This window comes from Rhizobium sp. PP-F2F-G48 (genome assembly GCF_004342335.1).
In the GTDB taxonomy this organism is placed as follows: Bacteria; Pseudomonadota; Alphaproteobacteria; order Rhizobiales; family Rhizobiaceae; genus Ferranicluibacter.
Genome location: NZ_SLVH01000008.1, coordinates 222,739 through 240,368 on the forward strand (window position 1 = coordinate 222,739; position 17,630 = coordinate 240,368).

Consider the following 17,630-nt stretch of genomic DNA (forward strand, 5'->3'; position numbering starts at 1 on the left):
CCAAGCGTCATATCGGGCTTGGAGAAACGCTATGACCGACACGTTCAATGATCAGAAACCGCCTGCCAAACGCCGCCTGCCAGGGCTGCGGCTCAAGCGGGCTGCCGGCGGCCTGACGGTCCTGATCGGCATGAGCTACGCCATCGGCAGCTTTGCGGCGCACGCGCCGAGCGATGTCGGGATCGGCGCCAGTTCCTGCGCGGCCACCATCGAAATGCTCGGCGACGCCCATTTCGATCGCATCGTCACGGCCTGGAGCTCCGGCTTCATCAGCGGTTCGAATGCGGACCCCGTCGGCGATCCGTCACGGCAGCGCGACATCGCCACCGTCTCGGAAGCCTCGATCCTGCGCCACGTCCGAACCTACTGCGCCGCCAACCCCACGAAAACCCTGGCCTCCGCCGTGGAAAGACTGTTCGCCAGCCTGCCGGACTATCACTAGCCGCCGGCCAGGGCCGTCGATGTCGCCTCATCGACGGTCCCCGCCCGCGATCCTCGTCTCAGCGACTGTAGACCGCCGTCATGCGTGCGCTGCCGATCGTGTTCGCGCCGATCATGAAGCCCGCCAGCGCATTGCTGGCGTTGTCGGGCAGGTCCAGACGCTCCGTCGACAGGGCGTGCACCGTGAACACGTAGCGGTGGACGTTGCCCGGAGGCGGGCAGGCGCCGCCGAAGCCGGCCACGCCGTAATCATTGGTGATCTCGACCGCCCCTGCCGGCATTGTCTTGCCCCCGCTCGCGCCCAGGGCGAGGGAGGTCACGGAGGCCGGGATGTTCACGACGTTCCAGTGCCACCACCCCGAGCCGGTCGGCGCATCCGGATCATAGGCGGTGATCGCAAAGCTCTTCGTGCCCTGCGGCGCGCCGGACCAGGACAGTTGCGGCGAGCGATTGCCGCCGTCGCATCCAAAGCCTTTGAAGACGAAGTCGGAGGCAAGTTGCGCGCCTTCGGCAATGGACGTGCTGGACAGTTTGAAGTCCTGCGCGCTGGCCGTGGTGCCCATCAGGGTTGCCAGCAGCACGCCGGCGAGAGAAGCGGTCTTCAGCATGATGATATGTCCTTTCGAGACGATTGATCATGCTGTCTTCGATAGATCGCCGTCCGTCGTCGCGCTTCCGGCGAGCGCTCAAAGACTATCGAAAAACGATCATTCCTCCGCGAATCGGATCATGCGCGGCGTAATGCCGAACCTTTTTCGAAAGGAGTCGGAAAAATGCGACGGGGTTTTGAAGCCGCAGTCCAGCGCGATCTGCGAGATCGGAAGATCCGTCGACTGCAGCAGGGTCAGGCCCTTCTCGAGGCGGGTGTTGAACAGGATCCGGGCGAAACCGGGCCCCGATCTCGCCAGCCATCGGCGAAAGCTCGCCTCGCTCATGGCAAAGTGTCCGGCGACCTCCGCCACCCGCCAGGGATGGCCGAGGTCCGTCTCGATCAGCCGCCGCACCTTGCCCCAGGGCTGCTCCTCACCCCGCTTCGGCAGGGAGACCCCCTTCTGGCGGAGCCAGATCAGGGGTTCCAGAAACCGATGCTGCCGGATGGCCGGCGGCAGGTCGTCCCTGCCGAGCGTTTCCTTGATGAGATCGAGGATTTCGGACGGGCGATGCGCCGCGGCGCGCAGCACCTGGATGCCCGGCGAAGTGGCGCGCTGCGGCTGGTCGGCAAAAACCCTATCGACCAGATCATGGGGAAAACACACGCCATCGGCCCGGTAGCGCGCCTTGAGGATCGGCCGATTTTCGAGGGTCACCACGGAGCCCGGCGGGAAAATCAGCACATCCCCCGCCTCGCCGATCACCTCCCCGTTCGTCGGGCATTTCACCCGTTTCGATCCGGTTTCGATGAAAAAGAGGAAGGTCTGTGTAAAATACAGGTCCGTAAACGTCGCGGACGTCGCTTGGGTGACCGAGAGAATGGACACGCCGGACCCTGCCATGTCCATGCCGGCGCCCTGATCCTGTTTGTCGTGCTTCACGGGCAACCCTTGTGACGGAAACCTCTGCGCTCCCCCCGTTGTGAACCCTCTCGCGCCCTCGATCAACGGCATCGACACGCCGACAGGGGTTGAACGGCGGCATCCCGAGCCCTCCGTGGTTCAACACGTTGGCCTGGGAAACAGCGATCCGTCCCATGGTCAAGGGCCGGTGGGACCTTCGTCTGTCGCCTCTCCGTTACTCTCCCTTCTTCCAGACCGCACCGAGCAGATCCGTCAGCAACGTGCGGGACGAGGGCGGCAGGGCGCCGAAGAATTCCCGTTCGTGCTCCAGCATGACCTGCTGGGCGTCTTCGGCGGCCCGCCGGCCGTCTGCGGTCACGGTCAGTCCGAAGGATTTTCCGCCGATATGTTGCCGCTCGATCAGGCCGCGTCTTTCCAGCGAGGCGGTCAGCGGCACCATGTTCGCCCGCTGGATCCCGAGGATCCGGCCGATCTCGCTTTGAATGATGCGGTCGTTGCCGGCGATCAGGATGATGACGGACGCTTCGCTCGGGGTCAGGGCGATCAGCGAAAGCCTTTGGGCGAGCACGCCCATCAGAAAGCTCGAGGCCCTTCGAAGCTGATAGCCGAGATGGTCGTCGAGGGGATTGGCGGGCGTCGTGGAAGCGGGGGTGGAAGCGGGCGTGAGCGAAGGCGTGACGTCCGGTGACGCGTCTTCGGACGACGGGGCGGCTTCGATGCGGGTCATGTCCCGACCCTAGAAAATTTCGCTTGCCAATTCAAATCAAAATGTCATGCTATATAACATATCATGAGACGGGAGGCTCACTGGTCATGAATTTTGCACACAAACCAACGCGATCGGATCGTCACGCCACGTTCGAGCGGCTCAATCCGCTCGATGGCACGGTGGCGACGGTCGCAAGCGCCTGCGATGTCGACGATGTCGGCGCAATTGCCGAGAAGGCAGAGGCGGCGTTCGCGGTCTGGAGCCGCTTCGGGCCGAATGCCCGGCGCGCGGCCCTGTCCAAGGCGGCGGCGGCACTGGAGGCGAGGGCCACCGATTTCATCGCGGCCATGATGGCGGAAATCGGCGCAACCGAGGGCTGGGCGCGGTTCAATATCATGCTGGCCGCCGGAATGATCCGCGAAGCGGCGGCGATGACCACCCAGATCGGCGGCGAGATCATTCCGTCCGACAAACCCGGCTGCCTCGCCATGACGGTTCGCGAGCCGGTCGGCGTCATTCTCGGCATCGCACCGTGGAACGCGCCGATCATTCTCGGCGTCCGGGCGATCGCCATGCCGCTCGCCTGCGGCAACACGGTCATCCTCAAGGCGTCGGAGCTTTGCCCGCGAACGCACAGTCTCATCGTCGCGTCCTTCATCGATGCCGGCCTGCCGGACGGTGCGGTCAACATCGTCACCCATGCCGCGGCCGATGCGGGTCCTGTCGTCGGCGCGCTGATCGACCATCCCGCCATTCGCCGCATCAATTTTACCGGATCGACCGCCGTCGGCCGGATCATCGCCAAGCGGGCCGCGGAGCACCTCAAGCCGGTTCTCCTGGAACTGGGCGGCAAGGCGCCTCTCATCGTCCTCGACGATGCGGATCTTGACGAGGCGGTCAAGGCCGCCGCCTTCGGCGCCTTCATGAACCAGGGCCAGATCTGCATGTCGACCGAACGCATCATCGTCGTCGACGCGGTGGCGGAGGCTTTCGTTGCCCGCTTTCAGGCGAAAGTCGCAACGCTCGAGGTCGGCGATCCGCGCACGGGAACCGCGCCGCTCGGCGCCGTGGCGGATCTCAAGACCGTCCACCACGTGCAATCGCTTGTCGACGACGCCGTTGCCGCCGGAGCCACGCTGGTCAATGGCGGCACCGCGCAGGGCGTCCTCATGCCGGCGCATGTCGTGGACGGCGTGACGCCGGCTATGCGGCTGTTTCGCGACGAGAGCTTCGGCCCGGTCGTTGCCATCGTCAGGGCGCGGGACGAGGACCACGCCGTCACTCTGGCGAACGACACCGAATACGGCCTGTCGGCCGCCGTGTTCACGCGCGACACCGCGCGTGGCCTGCGTGTCGCCCGGCGGATCCGATCCGGGATCTGCCACATCAACGGACCGACCGTCCACGACGAGGCGCAGATGCCGTTCGGCGGCGTCAAGAACTCGGGCTATGGCCGCTTCGGCGGCAAGGCCGGCATCGACGCCTTTACCGAATTGCGCTGGATCACGCTGGAGACCGAGGGCGGTCACTTCCCGATCTGAGTCCGTCCGGAAGACACGGGACACGCGCCAAACGAGACGACGTCCAGGGGTATGGCCGGTTGCGAACCGGCAAGCCTCAAGGAGGTCGGCTGTCTTCAACACCGTTCATCGGACGACCGTCGTTCGTCACTGACCGTCATTCGTCACTTAAGGAGAAATGCCATGGATCTGCATCGGCAGGAGCAGGACACCGTCACGTTCGAGATCGTGGATCGGGTCGCCTGGGTCAGTTTCAATCGTCCCGACAAGCGCAACGCCATGAACCCCGCCCTCAATCGGCGGATGATGGACGTGCTGGACGAGCTCGAATTTTCCGAGGAGGTCGGCGTTCTCGTCCTGACCGGCGAGGGGACAGCCTGGTCCGCCGGCATGGATCTCAAGGAGTACTTTCGCGAAACCGAAGGGCAGGGCCTGCGCGGCACACGCAAGGCGCAGCGGGAGAGCTATGGCTGGTGGCGCCGGCTGCGGTGGTACCAGAAGCCCACCATCGCCATGGTCAACGGCTGGTGCTTTGGCGGCGGCTACGGCCCGCTGTTTGCCTGCGATCTGGCGTTTGCCGCGGAAGACGCGAAATTCGGTCTCTCCGAAATCAATTGGGGCATCCTGCCGGGCGGCGGGGCCACCAAGGTCGCGCTGGAGCTGACCGGTTTCCGCAACGCGATGTACCATGCGCTCACCGGCGAGAACATCGATGGCCGGAAGGCCGCCGAATGGGGCTTCGTCAACGAGGCCCTGCCGCTCGACCGGTTGAAGGCCCGCGTCGAAGAGGTCGCACAGGTGCTTCTCAAGAAGAACCCCGTGGCCTTGAAAGCCACCAAGGATGCCGTGCGACGGGTCGGCACCATGACCTATGACGAGGCGGAAGACTACCTCGTCCGCGCGCAGGAGGCCGCCAACAGCTACGACAACGAGGGACGCAAGGAAGGCATCCGGCAGTTCATCGACGAGAAGAGCTACAAGCCGGGTCTCGGCGCCTACGACCGGTCGAAGTCGAAAGCATAGACCGGGAGCTGTCAGGGATCAGTGGAATCCGGTTGTCCCGAAAAGACAGACGACGAGACGAGAATCGCGTGTCCGCATCGGCCCGGGAGACGATGCGGACCCGTCAACGGATGCAAGGAAAGCCGCCGCTCCGATGGAGGCGCGGCTCTGTGGAGGAGAGACGACTGTGGATCAAGATATCCGGTTCCTGCCTGCAAACGCCATCGGCCGCTTGCTTCGTCCGGCCTCCGTGGCGATCATCGGTGCCTCCGACAAGCCCGGCGCGCTCGGCGCCTCGGTTCTGGCCAATCTCGACCGTTTGCGGTTTCCCGGCGAGATCTATCTCGTCAACCCCAACCGGGAGGAGATCGGCGGTCGCGCCTGCCGGAAGGCCATCGGCGATCTGCCGGAGGGTGTCGACGTGGCGATCCTCGCCATTCCGCGCGCCGCCGTTCTCGACGCCGTGACGGCGCTGGCGTCGCGCAAAACCGGCGCCGTGGTGATCTTCTCGGCCGGTTTTGCCGAGGGTGGGCCCGAGGGATTGGCCGAACAGCGCGAGATCGCCGCCATCGCGGCCCGCAGCGGCATGATGGTCGAGGGGCCGAACTGCCTCGGCCTCGTCAACTTCGTCGATGGCATCCCCCTGACCTTCATCGAGACGCCCGACATCAGGCTTAACGGCCGTCCGGGCATCGGCATCGTCTCCCAGTCCGGCGCGATCGCCGCCGTCGTGGACAGCACCCTGCTTGCCCGCGGCCTCGGCCTGTCTTTCTCGATCTCGACCGGCAACGAAGCGGCCAGCGGGGTCGAGGACTATGTCGACTATCTGATCGACGATCCCCATACCCGCGTCATCGGCCTGGTGGTCGAGCAGTTCCGCAAGCCGGCGCGCTTCCTGCAGGCCGCGCGGCGCTCAATCGCGGCGGGGAAGCCGATCGTTCTCCTGCATCCCGGCCGCAGCAGCGCCGCGCGGGAATCGGCTGCGACCCACACCGGCGCCATGGCGGGCGACTATCAGGTGATGAAGACCCGTGTCGAGCGGGTGGGCGTCACGCTTGTGGAGACGCTGGAGGAGTTCGGCGACTGCCTGGAACTGACCGCCCGCTACGGCCGGATCGGTGGCGGGGGTGCGGCGGTCGTCGGCGAATCCGGTGCCTTCAAGGCGTTGACGCTCGATCTGGCCGAAGCGCTGGCCCTGCCCCTGCCGCAGATGACCGACGAGGACAGTCCCGATCTTCGCGCCGCCCTGCCGCCCTTCGTGCCGGTCAGCAACCCCGTCGATCTCACAGCGCAATCTCTGGTCGATCCGGACCTGTACCGGCGCACGCTCGCCGCTCTTCTGGCCGACGATCGTGTCGAGACCATCGTGCTCGGCATCATCCAGACCGACGCTGCGACCTGCACCCTGAAGTTCCCCTCGATCCTCAGCGCCATCGAGGACCTGAAACCCGCCAAGCCGATCATCGTCGCCGGCCTGGACGAGGGCGCGCCGATCCCGCCCGCCTATGTCGAGGGCCTTCGCGCCCTCGATATCGCCTATTTCCCATCCACCGACCGGGTGATGCGGGCCGTGTCCAGGCTTTCCGAACGCGCCCGCCGCACGCTCGCCGTGACCGACGCCGAGCCGATGCCGCTGGCAGCCTTGCCGGCCGGTCCGGCCGTCCTTCCGGAATACCGCGCCAAGGACCTGCTGCGGCAGGCCGGGTTCGTCTTTCCGGACGGCGCGCTCGCTACGACGCCGGAAGAGGCCTGCCGGCGCGCCCGAGAGATCGGCTATCCCGTCGTCCTCAAGGCGCAATCCGCCGACCTCTCGCACAAGAGCGATGCCGGCGGGGTCTTGGTCGGTCTTTCCGACGACGCGGCCGTCGCGAAGGGCTGGGCCGAGCTGTCGGCCAACATCGCCCGCCACCGGCCCGGTCTGGTTCTGGACGGGGTCCTTGTGGAAACGATGAGCCCGCGCGGGATCGAACTGATCGTCGGCGCACGCAACGATCCGGAATGGGGTCCCGTCATTCTCGTGGGCTTCGGCGGCGTTCAGGCGGAAATCCTGAAGGACGTGCGCCTGCTCGCCGCCGACCTGACGGAGGAGGCGATCGTCGCGGACATCGGACGGCTGAAATGCGCCGCCCTTCTCCACGGCTTTCGCGGGGCCGCGCCTTGCGATGTCCCGGCGGTGGCCGACATCGTCGGCCGGCTCGGCCGTCTTCTTCGGGCAGAACCGTCGATCCGCGAGATCGACCTCAATCCCGTCGTCGTCTACCCCGGACGCAAGGGCGCCGTCATTCTCGACGCGCTGATGACGCTGGGCGTCTAAGGCCGGGCGACTGACACTGGGCGACTGGGCTGGGCGACGGAGACCGATACCGCAGGAGGGCCCTGCATCCGCGGAGGGCGGGCAGGGCATCCGGTGCCATTTCAACCTTGAGGGAGGAGCAGTCATGACCGAGGATCCGAAACACAGTCTCGCGCAGACGCCGATGAGCCCGATGCAGATCTGGGCCGTCGGTCTCTGCGTCCTGTTGAACGCGCTCGATGGGTTCGATGTCCTGTCGATCAGCTTTGCGTCGCCCGGCATCGCCAAGGAATGGGGCATCGACCGGGCGGCGCTCGGCATCGTCCTGTCGATGGAACTCATCGGCATGGCCATCGGCTCCGTGTGGCTCGGAGGCCTCTGCGACCGGATCGGCAGGCGCGCCGCCGTCCTCACCAGCCTCGTGCTGATGGCCGGCGGGATGTCGCTGGCAGCGACCGCCTCCGGCATCCTGCCGCTGTCGGCCTGGCGGCTCCTGACCGGTCTCGGCATCGGCGGCATGCTGGCAGCGACCAACGCGCTCGCGGCCGAGCATGCCAATGCGAAACGCCGAAATTTCGCGGTCGCATTGATGGCGACGGGCTATCCCGTCGGCGCCGTGATCGGCGGCGCCCTCGTGTCGCATTTCCTGGTCGATTACAGCTGGAGGGCGGTGTTTGCCAGCGGGGCGATCGTGACCGCCTGCTGCATACCGCTGGTCTACTTCACCCTCCCGGAAACCGTGCCGTGGCTCATCCAGCGCCGGCCCGAAGGCGCGCTCGAACGGCTCAACGCCGTCCTGAAACGCATGGGCCGCGCGACCGTCGTCGCCCTGCCGGAACCGGACGGGGAACGCCTGAAGCCGGGTCTCGGGCAGTTGTTCTCCCCGACCTTGATCGTCGCCACCCTGTGCCTGACCTTTGCCTATTTCTTCCACATCATGACCTTCTACTTCATCCTCAAATGGGCGCCGAAAATCGTTGCGGATATGGGCTTCCTGCCATCGGCTGCCGGCAATGTCCTGGTCTGGGCCAATATCGGCGGCATCGCCGGCTCCATCGTCGTCAGCCTCCTCAGCCAGCGCTTCCCCGTGCGGAACCTGACGATCGGCGTCATGGTGATCGCGACGGCTCTCGTCGCCCTGTTCGGGCGCAGCGCTCCGGATCTCGTGCAGCTCTCCATCCTCGCGGCGATCGCGGGATGCGCCACCAATGCCGGCGTTGTCGGGATCTATGCGATCGTCGCCGAAACCTTTCCGACGGAAGTCCGCGCAAGCGGCACCGGCTTCGTCATCGGCATCGGCCGGGGCGGCGCAGCCCTCAGCCCCATCATTGCCGGCTTCCTGTTTGCAAACGGAGCGACGCTCCCGACCGTCGCCCTCGCCATGGGCCTCGGCTCGACCATCGCTGCCCTGACCCTCCTGCTGCTCGCTCTTCGAGGGGCCGGACCGAAGGGCTCGCGGCAGGCTTTGCGGTAGCAGACAGCGACAGAACCGCGCCGACCAAGATCGGTTGCTGTTGCGAATGTTGCATGGCTGATCCATCGGAGGATCAGCCATGCAACGGTTCCGGCAGCGTTCCCGCGTGCGTTGACCTGGCGGAACGGCGGCCACGCGCGAGCTCGGAGATCACGATCGACAAGTGCGGCCCGGCCGCCGCGCCGGGTCGCCCTATTACATCAGAAGGATCTTTCGTGACGCGGCAGGCAGGGATGCTGTGCATTGCAGGGTCACAGGCGTACCCGATGCCGTCGGGCCGCCAATTCTCTCACGCGTCTGCGAGGCAACACGCTTAAATTTTAGACATACTGAATTTAAGTGAATTTTTTTTGATCGCTTGGTAAATTTTAAAGATCTCAAAGACCGGAAGAGGTGGATTCTTCGGTTGGCATGAGCCTTGCATTCCCTGTTCGTAGCAAGAGCGAACAGAGTTCGAGCGCACATAACCCGATCGAGGAAGAGACAGATGACCTTGCTTGAAGTTCCCGTAATTGATCTCAGCCCCTACAAAAACGGATCCGCGGAAGGCAAAGCAGCGGTTGCTGCGAAGATCGGACAGGCGTGCCGCGACATCGGCTTTCTCGTCGTCTCGGGGCACGGTATTTCCGAAGATCTAATCCGCAAGACCCACGCTGTTTCCTCCGCATTCTTCGCGCTGCCGCACGGTGAGAAGGTCAAATGCGACCGCCCGGCCCCGGATCAGGTTCGCGGATATTCGGCTGTGGGCGGCGAAGGCCTGTCCTTCAGCCTCGATGAGCCGACGCCCCCGGATATCAAGGAATCCCTCTCCATCGGACCTGTCGATGTGCCGAGCAACGATCCGTACTACACGTCGGCAAGTGCCGGTCCGCATTTCGCTCCGAATGTCTGGCCGGTCGTGCCCGCCGAGTTGAAAGGCCTCTGGGAGGATTACTTCCGGGCTGTCGATGCGCTCGCAACCGATCTGATGCGGCTTTTCGCCCTCGCGCTCGATCTCGACGAAAATTACTTCGACAAGACGATCGACCGCAACATCTCGATGATGCGCGTGTTGCGCTATCCGCGACAGACGAGTGAGCCTCTTCCCGGCCAGCTGCGTGCGGGAGCCCATTCCGACTATGGCAGCATGACGATCCTGCGGAAGGAACTTGGGGATCGGAGCCTCGAGGTAAAGAACAAGGCGGGCGACTGGGTCGGCGTTCCCGTCATCGAAGGCACGTTCATCGTCAACATCGGCGACCTCATGCAGCAATGGACCAACGATACCTGGATCTCGACGGTCCATCGCGTCGTCAATCCGTCGATGGCATCGGAAGAAAACGTGGATCGCCTTTCCGTCGTCTTCTTTCATCAGCCGAACTACGACGCCGTCATCGCGTGCTTGCCGGGCTGCATCGAGGACGGTGCCGCCGCGAAGTACGAGGCCGTCACCTCGGGCGACCATCTCAAGAGCAAGTTCGTCAAACAGACGACATTCGGCAAGGGCGAAAAAGCCGCCTGATCCATCCTCGTTTGAGGTTGCAGCGCGCAGACGGCTCACCCGTCTGTCGTGTCCCTGCGCGCCTGCGCCTTTCCCCAATTTTCCGCGTCAAGGGTCGATCCCGTGAACCTTTCCTATGTCAACATCTTCACGCAGAACATCGTGTCGCTTTCGGGCTTTTACCGCGACCTGTTCGGATTCGAGGAGATCCCGGAAATCCGGTCTCCGATCTTCGTCGGCCTCAAGACGGGACAAACGTGCCTCGGCTTCAACGCGCAGGATGCCTATGACCTGCTGGGGCTCGGCGAACTTGCTGGCCCGACAGGCGTCAAGTTCCTCTTGAATATCGATGTCGATCAGCCGGAGGACGTTGATCGTCTTGTGCCGGTCGCGGTGTCGATGGGCGCCCAACTCATCAAGCCACCCTACAAGACCTACTACAACTGGTACCAGGCAGTCCTCCTCGATCCCGAGGGAAATGTCTTCAGAATCAACAAGATGCTGTGAATGCATTTGATGCCGACGTCTCGTGCGGTCGGCCAATCCAGGGAAATTCGCGAATGACCAGATTAAAGAAGGCCGTTATTCTCACGGCCGCTGCCTCCATCTTCTCCGCGTCGCTCGCGTCGGCTGCCGAATTCAAGGTGGAGGGAACGCCGAAGGCCGCCATCATCCTGTTCGGACCCAAGAATGACGGCGGATGGAGCCAGGCCTTCGAGGAGGCGCGGCCGGCGCTCGAAGAGGCGCTCGGCGCAAAAATCCCGATGGTCGAGAAGGTGTCCGAGGATGCCGCCTCGATCAGCCCGCCGGTGGAACGCTTCATCCAGCGCGGCTACAACGTCATCATCGGCACCGCCTTCGGCTATTCCGACACGTTCAAGAAGCTGTCGGAAGCCTATCCGAAGGTTGCCTTTCTCAATGCAAGCGGCATCACCAACGGTCCGAACCTTGAGTCTTTCTACGGACGCACCTACCAGAGCCAGTATCTCTGCGGCATGGCGGCGGCCGCCTCTTCCAAGACCGGGAAGCTCGGTTTCGTCGCGGCAAACCCGCTTCCGGTGGTCAACTGGACCATCAACGCCTACGAACTCGGGGCGAAGGCGATCAATCCCGACGCGACCCTGACGGTCGTGTTCACCGGCGCCTGGAACGATCCGGTCAAGGAGCGGGCCGCAGCGTCGGCGCTGATCGACGAGGGGATCGACGTGATCGGCCAGCATGTGGATACGCCCACACCGCAGATCGTGGCCGAGGAACGGGGCGTCTACGGCACGGGGCACCACCGCGATCTGACGGAGTTTGCCGCGAAGGCCACGCAGTGCTCGTCTGTCTGGACCTGGGCGAAGTTTCTGGCGCCGGAGATCGAAAAGATCAAGGCGGGGACCTGGGAGCCGGCACCCTATGGTGCGTTCCCGGGCATCAAGGAGGGCGGAACCGACATTACCTGCTGCGGCCCGGCCGTCTCCGAAGACAACAAGAAGAAGATCATGGCGGCGCGCCAGTCGATCATCGACGGCAATCCGGTTTTCTCAGGGCCTCTGAAGGACCGCGACGGAAAGGAACGTCTGGCTGCGAATGTCGCGATCACCGACGCCGAGTTGTGGACGATGGACTGGTTCGTGCCCGGTGTCATCTCGCAAAAGTAGCGGCGCTTGCCCGGCGGAGGCCGCGAGAGCATTTCCAGCAGAAGCCGGATCGCTTCTGCATCGGACAATGCTGTTGAAACAAAGATCCAGAGCCTCCGCCAGGCTCGTTCCAAACAGTCCGAAAGCATGTCCATGACCCATCCAATTCTGGAACTCGAGCGCGTCAGCAAAACGTTCGACGGTTTCCGGGCGCTCGACGGGGCCAGCTTTTCCGCGGCAGCAGGCGAGATTCATGCTTTGCTGGGCGAGAACGGCGCGGGGAAATCGACGCTGATGAACATCTGCTGTGGGCTCTACACGCCCGACGGCGGTTCGCTCAGACTGGAGGGGCGGGAAACCTACCTCTCCGGCCCCAGGGAGGCTGCGGCTCTCGGCATCGGCATGGTGCACCAGCACTTCAAACTCGTTCGTCCCTTCACCGTTCTCGACAATGTCCTCCTGTCACGGCTCGGCGCCGTCGATCGCATCGCCTCGGCGAAGAGCGAGCGACGGACGGTGATGGCCGCCATCCAGAAACAGGCTGCAGCACTCGGCGCCGCGCTCGACCCCGATGCCCGGATCGACAGCCTGTCCATTGCAGAGCAGCAGCGGGTCGAGGTGGTCAAGGCATTGATCGGCGGCGCGCGCATCCTCATTCTCGATGAACCGACGGCCGTCCTGACGGATCAGGAAGCCGAAAAACTGATGCTGACGCTGCGACGGCTGGCCGAGAGCGGAACGACGATCGTTCTGGTGACGCACAAGCTTTCGGACGTGAAGCGGTTTGCGGATCGCGTGACGATCCTGCGGGGCGGGCGCACGGTCGCCTCGGTGAACCCGAAAGAAACGACCCTCGAGGAGTTGACGCGCCTGACGGTCGGCGAAGCCCTGCCGAGCCTGCGGGATGTGCAGCCGGTTTTCGGCCGACGCCGGCTGGAGACGCTCAGCCTCTCCGTCCAGCGCGCCAATGGAACGAAGGCCGTCGATGCGGTCTCCTTTCATGTCCGGGCGGGCGAGATCTATGCGGTCGCCGGCGTCTCCGGCAACGGCCAGAGCGAACTGACCGAACTGCTGATGGGTCTGCGCCGCGCCGATTCCGGCACGGTTCAGTTCGAAGACGCGGGAGAGGCGGTCAGCGCGGCGGATCCGGCGCGCCTGCGCCAGTTCGGCGTCGCGTTCATTCCAGCCGACCGCTATCGTTATGCATTGGCCGGAGGTCTCTCCGTCGCGGAGAACTACGGCATCGGCAATGTGGTGCGTGGTCTCTATGGTTCGTGGCTCTGGTTGAAGCGCGGCCGTCTGCGCGCAGATGCCGAAGAGGCTCTTTCGACCTTCGACGTCCAGGGCGTCCGGAATCTCTCGCAGAACGCAGCCCTTCTCTCCGGCGGAAACGCCCAGAAGCTCGTCATCGCGCGCGAGTTCTCCGACCCGCCCAGCATCATCGTGGCGCAAAGCCCAAGTCGCGGCCTCGATGCCCGCGCGACGGCTGCCGTGCATGCCCGGTTGCAGGAGGCGGCGGGCAACGGCGCGGCCGTTCTTCTCGTCAGCGAGGATCTGGATGAGGCGATGAAGCTGGCGCACCGCATCGGCGTCATGGCTGGCGGTAAACTTATCGCGGAATTCACGGCGCCGTTCGATCGGCAGGCAATCGGAGCGGCAATGGTGGGTCATGACTGAGAGCATTCCAGATGTAACGAGGCACGCTGCCTCCCTCGGGCAGCGTCACCGCTTCGGCCAGATATCCATCGAGGTCCGGCGCAGCGCCAGCCTCTCGCTGCGCCTCCTTGCGCTTGCGGGCGCGCTCGCAGCAGGGCTCGGACTTTCCGCTCTTGCCCTCGTTCTCGTCGGTGTGCCGGCGGCGAGCCTCGCCGACGAATTCATCACGGCGACCATCCTCGATCCGATGAACTTCAAGGCCGTTCTCGTCCAGGCAGCACCGCTGATGCTGGTCGGTCTCTCCGCCGCAATGGCGTTTCGCGTGCGTTTCTGGAATCTCGGCATCGAGGGCCAGATGATCTTCGGCGGCATCGGAGCGACGCTCGTTTCGCTCCTTCATCTCGGCCCGGAATGGGCACGCCTGCCGTTGATGGGGCTTGCCGCCATGGCATGCGGCGCTCTCTGGGCTCTGATCCCCGCTCTGCTGAAGCTGCGCCTTTCGGTCAACGAGATCATCTCGACCCTGCTGCTCAACTACATCGCCTACTATTTTCTGCTGCATCTTCTCTACGGCGCCTGGAAGGATCAGGACGGGTTCCCGCACTCGCCATCTTATGCCGCTTCCGAGCTCTTGCCGAACCTCGACAGTGGCGTGAGTGTCTCGCTCCTCCTTGCCGGTCTGGCAACCGTTCTCATGGCCTACCTCGTCATGCGCAGCCGGGCAGGCATCTACATGCGCTTCGTCAGCGCCAATCCGGGTGTCGCCCGGGCGTTGGGCGTACCGGTGGCACGGATGGTCCTCATGATTGTCCTGGTCTCGGGCTGCCTCGCCGCGCTGGCCGGCTTTGTCGTCACGAGCGGTCAGGAAGGGCGGCTCACGCAGTCCTTCTTCCCGGGCTATGGCGTCTCGGGCGTCCTGATCGGGTTTCTTGCGCGCAACAACCCGATCGCCGCGGCCATCGTCGCTCTGCTGATGTCGGTGCTTTTCGTCGCCGGCCAGAATCTGCAAGTCTTCTATTCCATTCCCCCGTCGACGGTTCAGCTGATTCAGGCCGTGGTCGTCATGAGCGTCGCCGCCTCGGATTTCCTCGTCATTCATCGCGTCCACTGGATCAGGTCCCGCGCATGACCACATTTCTCATCACGTGGCTTGCCACCGTTCCCCAGCTCGCCGTGCCCTATGCCCTTGCCGCGCTGGGGCTCATCCTGTCCGAGCGCGCCGGCGTTCTCAATCTGACGGCGGAGGGCCTGATGCTCGTCGGGGCGCTGGCCTCCGTCGCGATCCTCCTGACGCTGAAGGTCGACCCGCTGATCGCAATGGCCGGCGGCATGCTGGCGGCCGCGGTCGTGTCGGTTCTCTTCTCGTTCCTGGTCATCGTTCTCAGGGTCAATCAGGTCATTGCCGGGCTCGTCATCGTTTTCTTCTGCCAGGGACTGACGAGCCTCCTCGGCAATCTCTTCGGCTGGACCAGCAAGGCCTTTTCAGGGCTCATGCCTCTCTCCCTTGGGATCCTCGCGGATATTCCCGTGCTCGGACCGATCGTCTTTCGCCAGGACGTCATCGTCTATCTGATGATCCCGATCCTCATCGGCGTGTCCTATCTTCTCCGGAAAACGCGGTTCGGCCTGCGTCTGCGCGCCGTCGGCGAGAACCCGGAAGCCGCCGATGCCATGGGCGTGTCCGTTTCGATGACGCGCTTTCTCGCGGTCACGGCAGGCAGTTCCCTCGTCGGTCTTGCCGGCGCCTATATCGCCGTTGCGAACGTCAAGGTCTGGATTGACGACATGACCTCCGGTCGCGGCTGGATCGCCATCGCGCTGGTGATCTTTGCGCGCTGGAACCCATGGCAAGCGGCTGCGGGCGCGCTTCTGTTCGGGTCGATCCAGGCAATCATTCCGAAACTTGCCGCCGCGGGTGTCGTCCTTCCGCAATATCTGCTGATGACGGCGCCTTATCTGGCCACGCTCGGCGTCATGATCTGGGTGTCGATCCGGCATCTGAACCGCCCCAGCGACGAGCCCGGAGCACTGGGCCAACCCTATGTGCGCGAGGAGCGCCGCTAAGGCGCCTGGCGCTTTTCCGAGACCATCGAGAGAGGCCATCATGAAAGCACGAGTTTACGGGGAGCCGACCGAACTTCCCGACGATTTCCGGGAGTTCACGGCGCTCGCAGGAACGGTCGCGATTTCGATCGACCTTCATCAAGGCCATCTGTCCGAAGATCCGGACTGCCCCTGTCCCGCGCCGCGGGCACGGCAGGTGGTCGAGGGTGTTGATCGGTTCCACGATCGTGCGCGCAAACTGGGGGTGCCGATCATCCATGTGCGCAGCACCCTGCGGCCGGGAGGCGTGGATGACATCAAGGGCATCCCGGCCGCCTGGCGCATGACATTCCCGCTCTTCGTGGGCGATATTCCGAATGCCGACGCACATGCGATTGCCGGCAGCCGCTGGACGGAGTTCGTCACGCGCGTGGAACCCTCCGACTTGATCGTCGACAGCAAGAAACGGCTGTCCGCGTTCTACCCGACGGACCTCGATTTCCTGCTCAGGAACATGGGAGCCCGTCGGGTCGTTCTTACCGGCTGCATGGCCGACTGCTGCGTATTGAACACGGCCTTCGACGCCTCCAATCTCGGATACCGCGTCACCGTTCTCGAGGATCTGGTCCGCGGAACCGACGAGCCTTTGGAAAAGGCCGCACTCGCGATGATCTCGCTGCATCTCGGCGTCGTGACGGACAGTGAGACGCTGCTGCGCGAATGGGAAACCGCGCTGGAGTAAACGCGCGCAGCGGGAGGCCGCCGTATCCATCAAACGGACCACCACATCCCGTTAAAACTCTTAAATGACCTCTTTCGTGTCCTTATCGAACAGGTGGAACTTGGCGTCATTGAACGAGAGATGGACCCTCTCGCCCGGGATCAGCGCCACGCGGGAGCGGAGGACGACGATGATCTCCTGGCCTCCCAGCCGGACGGCGAGATGGGTTTCGGAGCCGGTCGGCTCGACGACGAGCACCTCGGCCGAGATGCCGCCGGTGTCCGCGATGCCGATGTCTTCGGGACGGATGCCGACGATGACGCTTTTTCCGACAGTGTGGCTCATCCCGCCGGCCAACGGAACGCGGCCGGCGCCGTCCAGATCGAGAAAGGCAGCGTCTCGTTCTTTCGCGACAACGCCGTCGAGGAAGTTCATCGCGGGCGAACCGAGGAAGCCGGCGACGAACATGTTCTTGGGGTGGTCGTAGAGGTTGAGCGGCGTGCCGATCTGCTCGATATGTCCGCCCTGCATGACGACGATCGTGTCGGCCATGGTCATCGCTTCGATCTGGTCATGGGTGACATAGACGATCGTCGTCTTCAGGCGCTGATGCAGTGCCTTGATCTCCGCGCGCATCTTGACGCGCAGTTTGGCATCGAGATTGGACAAGGGCTCGTCGAACAGGAAGACCTTGGGATCGCGCACGATGGCGCGGCCCATGGCGACGCGCTGTCGCTGTCCGCCCGACAGTTGCGCCGGCTTGCGCTGGAGAAGCGGCTCCAGCCCGAGAATGCCGGCCGCATGGTCCACCTTGCGCTTGATCTCGTCCTTGGCGGTGCCGGCCAGTTCCAGCGCGAAGCCCATGTTCTGGGCGACGGTCATCTGCGGGTAGAGCGCATAGTTCTGGAAAACCATGGCAATATCGCGGTCCTTCGGCTCCAGTCCGTTGACCACGCGGCCGTCGATGCTGATCGTCCCGCCGGTAATGGACTCGAGCCCCGCCACCATGCGCAGCAGGGTCGATTTCCCGCAGCCGGAGGGACCGACGAGGATGACGAACTCTCCGTCCGCAATGTCGATATCGACGCCGTGCAGCACGGGATGAGCGCCGTAGGATTTGCGAACGTCACGGATCTGAACGGTCGACATGGC

At 64.2% G+C, this 17,630-nt stretch carries 16 protein-coding genes; 12 read left to right on the plus strand and 4 right to left on the minus strand.

Translation table 11 applies throughout. The annotated features are described in order from the left end of the window. Window positions 1-31 precede the first annotated feature (31 nt). Window positions 32-442 (plus strand): hypothetical protein, encoded by a 411-nt coding sequence (locus C8J36_RS18355; RefSeq protein ID WP_132536817.1) that lies wholly within the window; start codon window positions 32-34, stop codon window positions 440-442. Between the two features lie 58 nt (window positions 443-500). Here C8J36_RS18355 and C8J36_RS18360 read toward each other — a convergent pair whose 3' ends face one another. The 3 genes from C8J36_RS18360 to C8J36_RS18370 all read right to left on the minus strand — a co-directional run bounded on the left by C8J36_RS18360 (window position 501) and on the right by C8J36_RS18370 (window position 2,682). Then, entirely contained in the window at window positions 501-1,049 is a 549-nt protein-coding gene (locus C8J36_RS18360) for a YbhB/YbcL family Raf kinase inhibitor-like protein (RefSeq protein WP_132536818.1), read from the minus strand. Window positions 1,050-1,148: 99 nt separating this feature from the next. Next, window positions 1,149-1,973, minus strand: a complete 825-nt coding sequence (locus tag C8J36_RS18365; RefSeq protein WP_245506620.1) for an AraC family transcriptional regulator — start codon at window positions 1,971-1,973, stop codon at window positions 1,149-1,151. 196 nt (window positions 1,974-2,169) lie between these two features. Then, window positions 2,170-2,682 carry a MarR family winged helix-turn-helix transcriptional regulator gene (locus tag C8J36_RS18370; protein WP_132536819.1) on the minus strand — a complete coding sequence of 171 codons (513 nt, stop codon included), beginning with the start codon at window positions 2,680-2,682 and terminating at the stop codon, window positions 2,170-2,172. 86 nt (window positions 2,683-2,768) lie between these two features. Between C8J36_RS18370 and C8J36_RS18375 the strand changes: the two genes are divergently transcribed. The 11 genes from C8J36_RS18375 to C8J36_RS18425 all read left to right on the plus strand — a co-directional run bounded on the left by C8J36_RS18375 (window position 2,769) and on the right by C8J36_RS18425 (window position 16,499). Further along, window positions 2,769-4,205, plus strand: coding sequence for an aldehyde dehydrogenase (locus C8J36_RS18375; RefSeq protein WP_132536820.1), 1,437 nt, complete (start codon window positions 2,769-2,771; stop codon window positions 4,203-4,205). A 162-nt stretch (window positions 4,206-4,367) separates the two neighbouring features. Then, entirely contained in the window at window positions 4,368-5,207 is an 840-nt protein-coding gene (locus tag C8J36_RS18380; RefSeq protein WP_132536821.1) for a p-hydroxycinnamoyl CoA hydratase/lyase, read from the plus strand. A 166-nt stretch (window positions 5,208-5,373) separates the two neighbouring features. Beyond that, complete coding sequence (locus C8J36_RS18385; RefSeq protein WP_245506621.1) at window positions 5,374-7,500, plus strand: acetate--CoA ligase family protein; 2,127 nt, start codon at window positions 5,374-5,376, stop codon at window positions 7,498-7,500. Window positions 7,501-7,624: 124 nt separating this feature from the next. Beyond that, window positions 7,625-8,953, plus strand: coding sequence for an MFS transporter (locus C8J36_RS18390; protein ID WP_132536823.1), 1,329 nt, complete (start codon window positions 7,625-7,627; stop codon window positions 8,951-8,953). Between the two features lie 487 nt (window positions 8,954-9,440). Beyond that, complete coding sequence (locus C8J36_RS18395) at window positions 9,441-10,454, plus strand: 2-oxoglutarate and iron-dependent oxygenase domain-containing protein (RefSeq protein ID WP_132536824.1); 1,014 nt, start codon at window positions 9,441-9,443, stop codon at window positions 10,452-10,454. 102 nt (window positions 10,455-10,556) lie between these two features. Continuing rightward, window positions 10,557-10,940 (plus strand): VOC family protein, encoded by a 384-nt coding sequence (locus C8J36_RS18400; RefSeq protein WP_132536825.1) that lies wholly within the window; start codon window positions 10,557-10,559, stop codon window positions 10,938-10,940. A 53-nt stretch (window positions 10,941-10,993) separates the two neighbouring features. Further along, window positions 10,994-12,079: a BMP family ABC transporter substrate-binding protein gene (locus tag C8J36_RS18405; protein WP_132536826.1), complete on the plus strand. Its 1,086-nt coding sequence runs from the start codon at window positions 10,994-10,996 to the stop codon at window positions 12,077-12,079. Between the two features lie 132 nt (window positions 12,080-12,211). Further along, window positions 12,212-13,735, plus strand: a complete 1,524-nt coding sequence (locus C8J36_RS18410) for an ABC transporter ATP-binding protein (protein WP_207897563.1) — start codon at window positions 12,212-12,214, stop codon at window positions 13,733-13,735. After that, window positions 13,728-14,843 carry an ABC transporter permease gene (locus tag C8J36_RS18415; protein WP_132536828.1) on the plus strand — a complete coding sequence of 372 codons (1,116 nt, stop codon included), beginning with the start codon at window positions 13,728-13,730 and terminating at the stop codon, window positions 14,841-14,843. The genes C8J36_RS18410 and C8J36_RS18415 overlap by 8 nt, the downstream gene beginning before the upstream one ends. Next, window positions 14,840-15,778: an ABC transporter permease gene (locus C8J36_RS18420; RefSeq protein ID WP_132536829.1), complete on the plus strand. Its 939-nt coding sequence runs from the start codon at window positions 14,840-14,842 to the stop codon at window positions 15,776-15,778. The genes C8J36_RS18415 and C8J36_RS18420 overlap by 4 nt, the downstream gene beginning before the upstream one ends. A gap of 40 nt (window positions 15,779-15,818) precedes the next feature. Then, entirely contained in the window at window positions 15,819-16,499 is a 681-nt protein-coding gene (locus C8J36_RS18425) for an isochorismatase family cysteine hydrolase (protein ID WP_132536830.1), read from the plus strand. A 60-nt stretch (window positions 16,500-16,559) separates the two neighbouring features. Here C8J36_RS18425 and ugpC read toward each other — a convergent pair whose 3' ends face one another. Next, window positions 16,560-17,627, minus strand: coding sequence for a sn-glycerol-3-phosphate ABC transporter ATP-binding protein UgpC (ugpC, locus tag C8J36_RS18430; RefSeq protein ID WP_132536831.1), 1,068 nt, complete (start codon window positions 17,625-17,627; stop codon window positions 16,560-16,562). Window positions 17,628-17,630: the final 3 nt, after the last annotated feature.

Bases quoted from the DNA above. Each gene is read 5' to 3' on its own strand.
- C8J36_RS18425 (WP_132536830.1), top strand. From the start codon at position 15,819: ATGAAAGCACGAGTTTACGGGGAGCCGACCGAACTTCCCGACGATTTC.
- C8J36_RS18420 (WP_132536829.1), top strand. From the start codon at position 14,840: ATGACCACATTTCTCATCACGTGGCTTGCCACCGTTCCCCAGCTCGCC.
- C8J36_RS18370 (WP_132536819.1), bottom strand. From the start codon at position 2,682: ATGACCCGCATCGAAGCCGCCCCGTCGTCCGAAGACGCGTCACCGGAC.
- C8J36_RS18395 (WP_132536824.1), top strand. From the start codon at position 9,441: ATGACCTTGCTTGAAGTTCCCGTAATTGATCTCAGCCCCTACAAAAAC.
- C8J36_RS18410 (WP_207897563.1), top strand. From the start codon at position 12,212: ATGACCCATCCAATTCTGGAACTCGAGCGCGTCAGCAAAACGTTCGAC.
- C8J36_RS18360 (WP_132536818.1), bottom strand. From the start codon at position 1,049: ATGCTGAAGACCGCTTCTCTCGCCGGCGTGCTGCTGGCAACCCTGATG.
- C8J36_RS18405 (WP_132536826.1), top strand. From the start codon at position 10,994: ATGACCAGATTAAAGAAGGCCGTTATTCTCACGGCCGCTGCCTCCATC.
- C8J36_RS18415 (WP_132536828.1), top strand. From the start codon at position 13,728: ATGACTGAGAGCATTCCAGATGTAACGAGGCACGCTGCCTCCCTCGGG.
- C8J36_RS18380 (WP_132536821.1), top strand. From the start codon at position 4,368: ATGGATCTGCATCGGCAGGAGCAGGACACCGTCACGTTCGAGATCGTG.
- C8J36_RS18375 (WP_132536820.1), top strand. From the start codon at position 2,769: ATGAATTTTGCACACAAACCAACGCGATCGGATCGTCACGCCACGTTC.
- ugpC (WP_132536831.1), bottom strand. From the start codon at position 17,627: ATGTCGACCGTTCAGATCCGTGACGTTCGCAAATCCTACGGCGCTCAT.
- C8J36_RS18390 (WP_132536823.1), top strand. From the start codon at position 7,625: ATGACCGAGGATCCGAAACACAGTCTCGCGCAGACGCCGATGAGCCCG.
- C8J36_RS18355 (WP_132536817.1), top strand. From the start codon at position 32: ATGACCGACACGTTCAATGATCAGAAACCGCCTGCCAAACGCCGCCTG.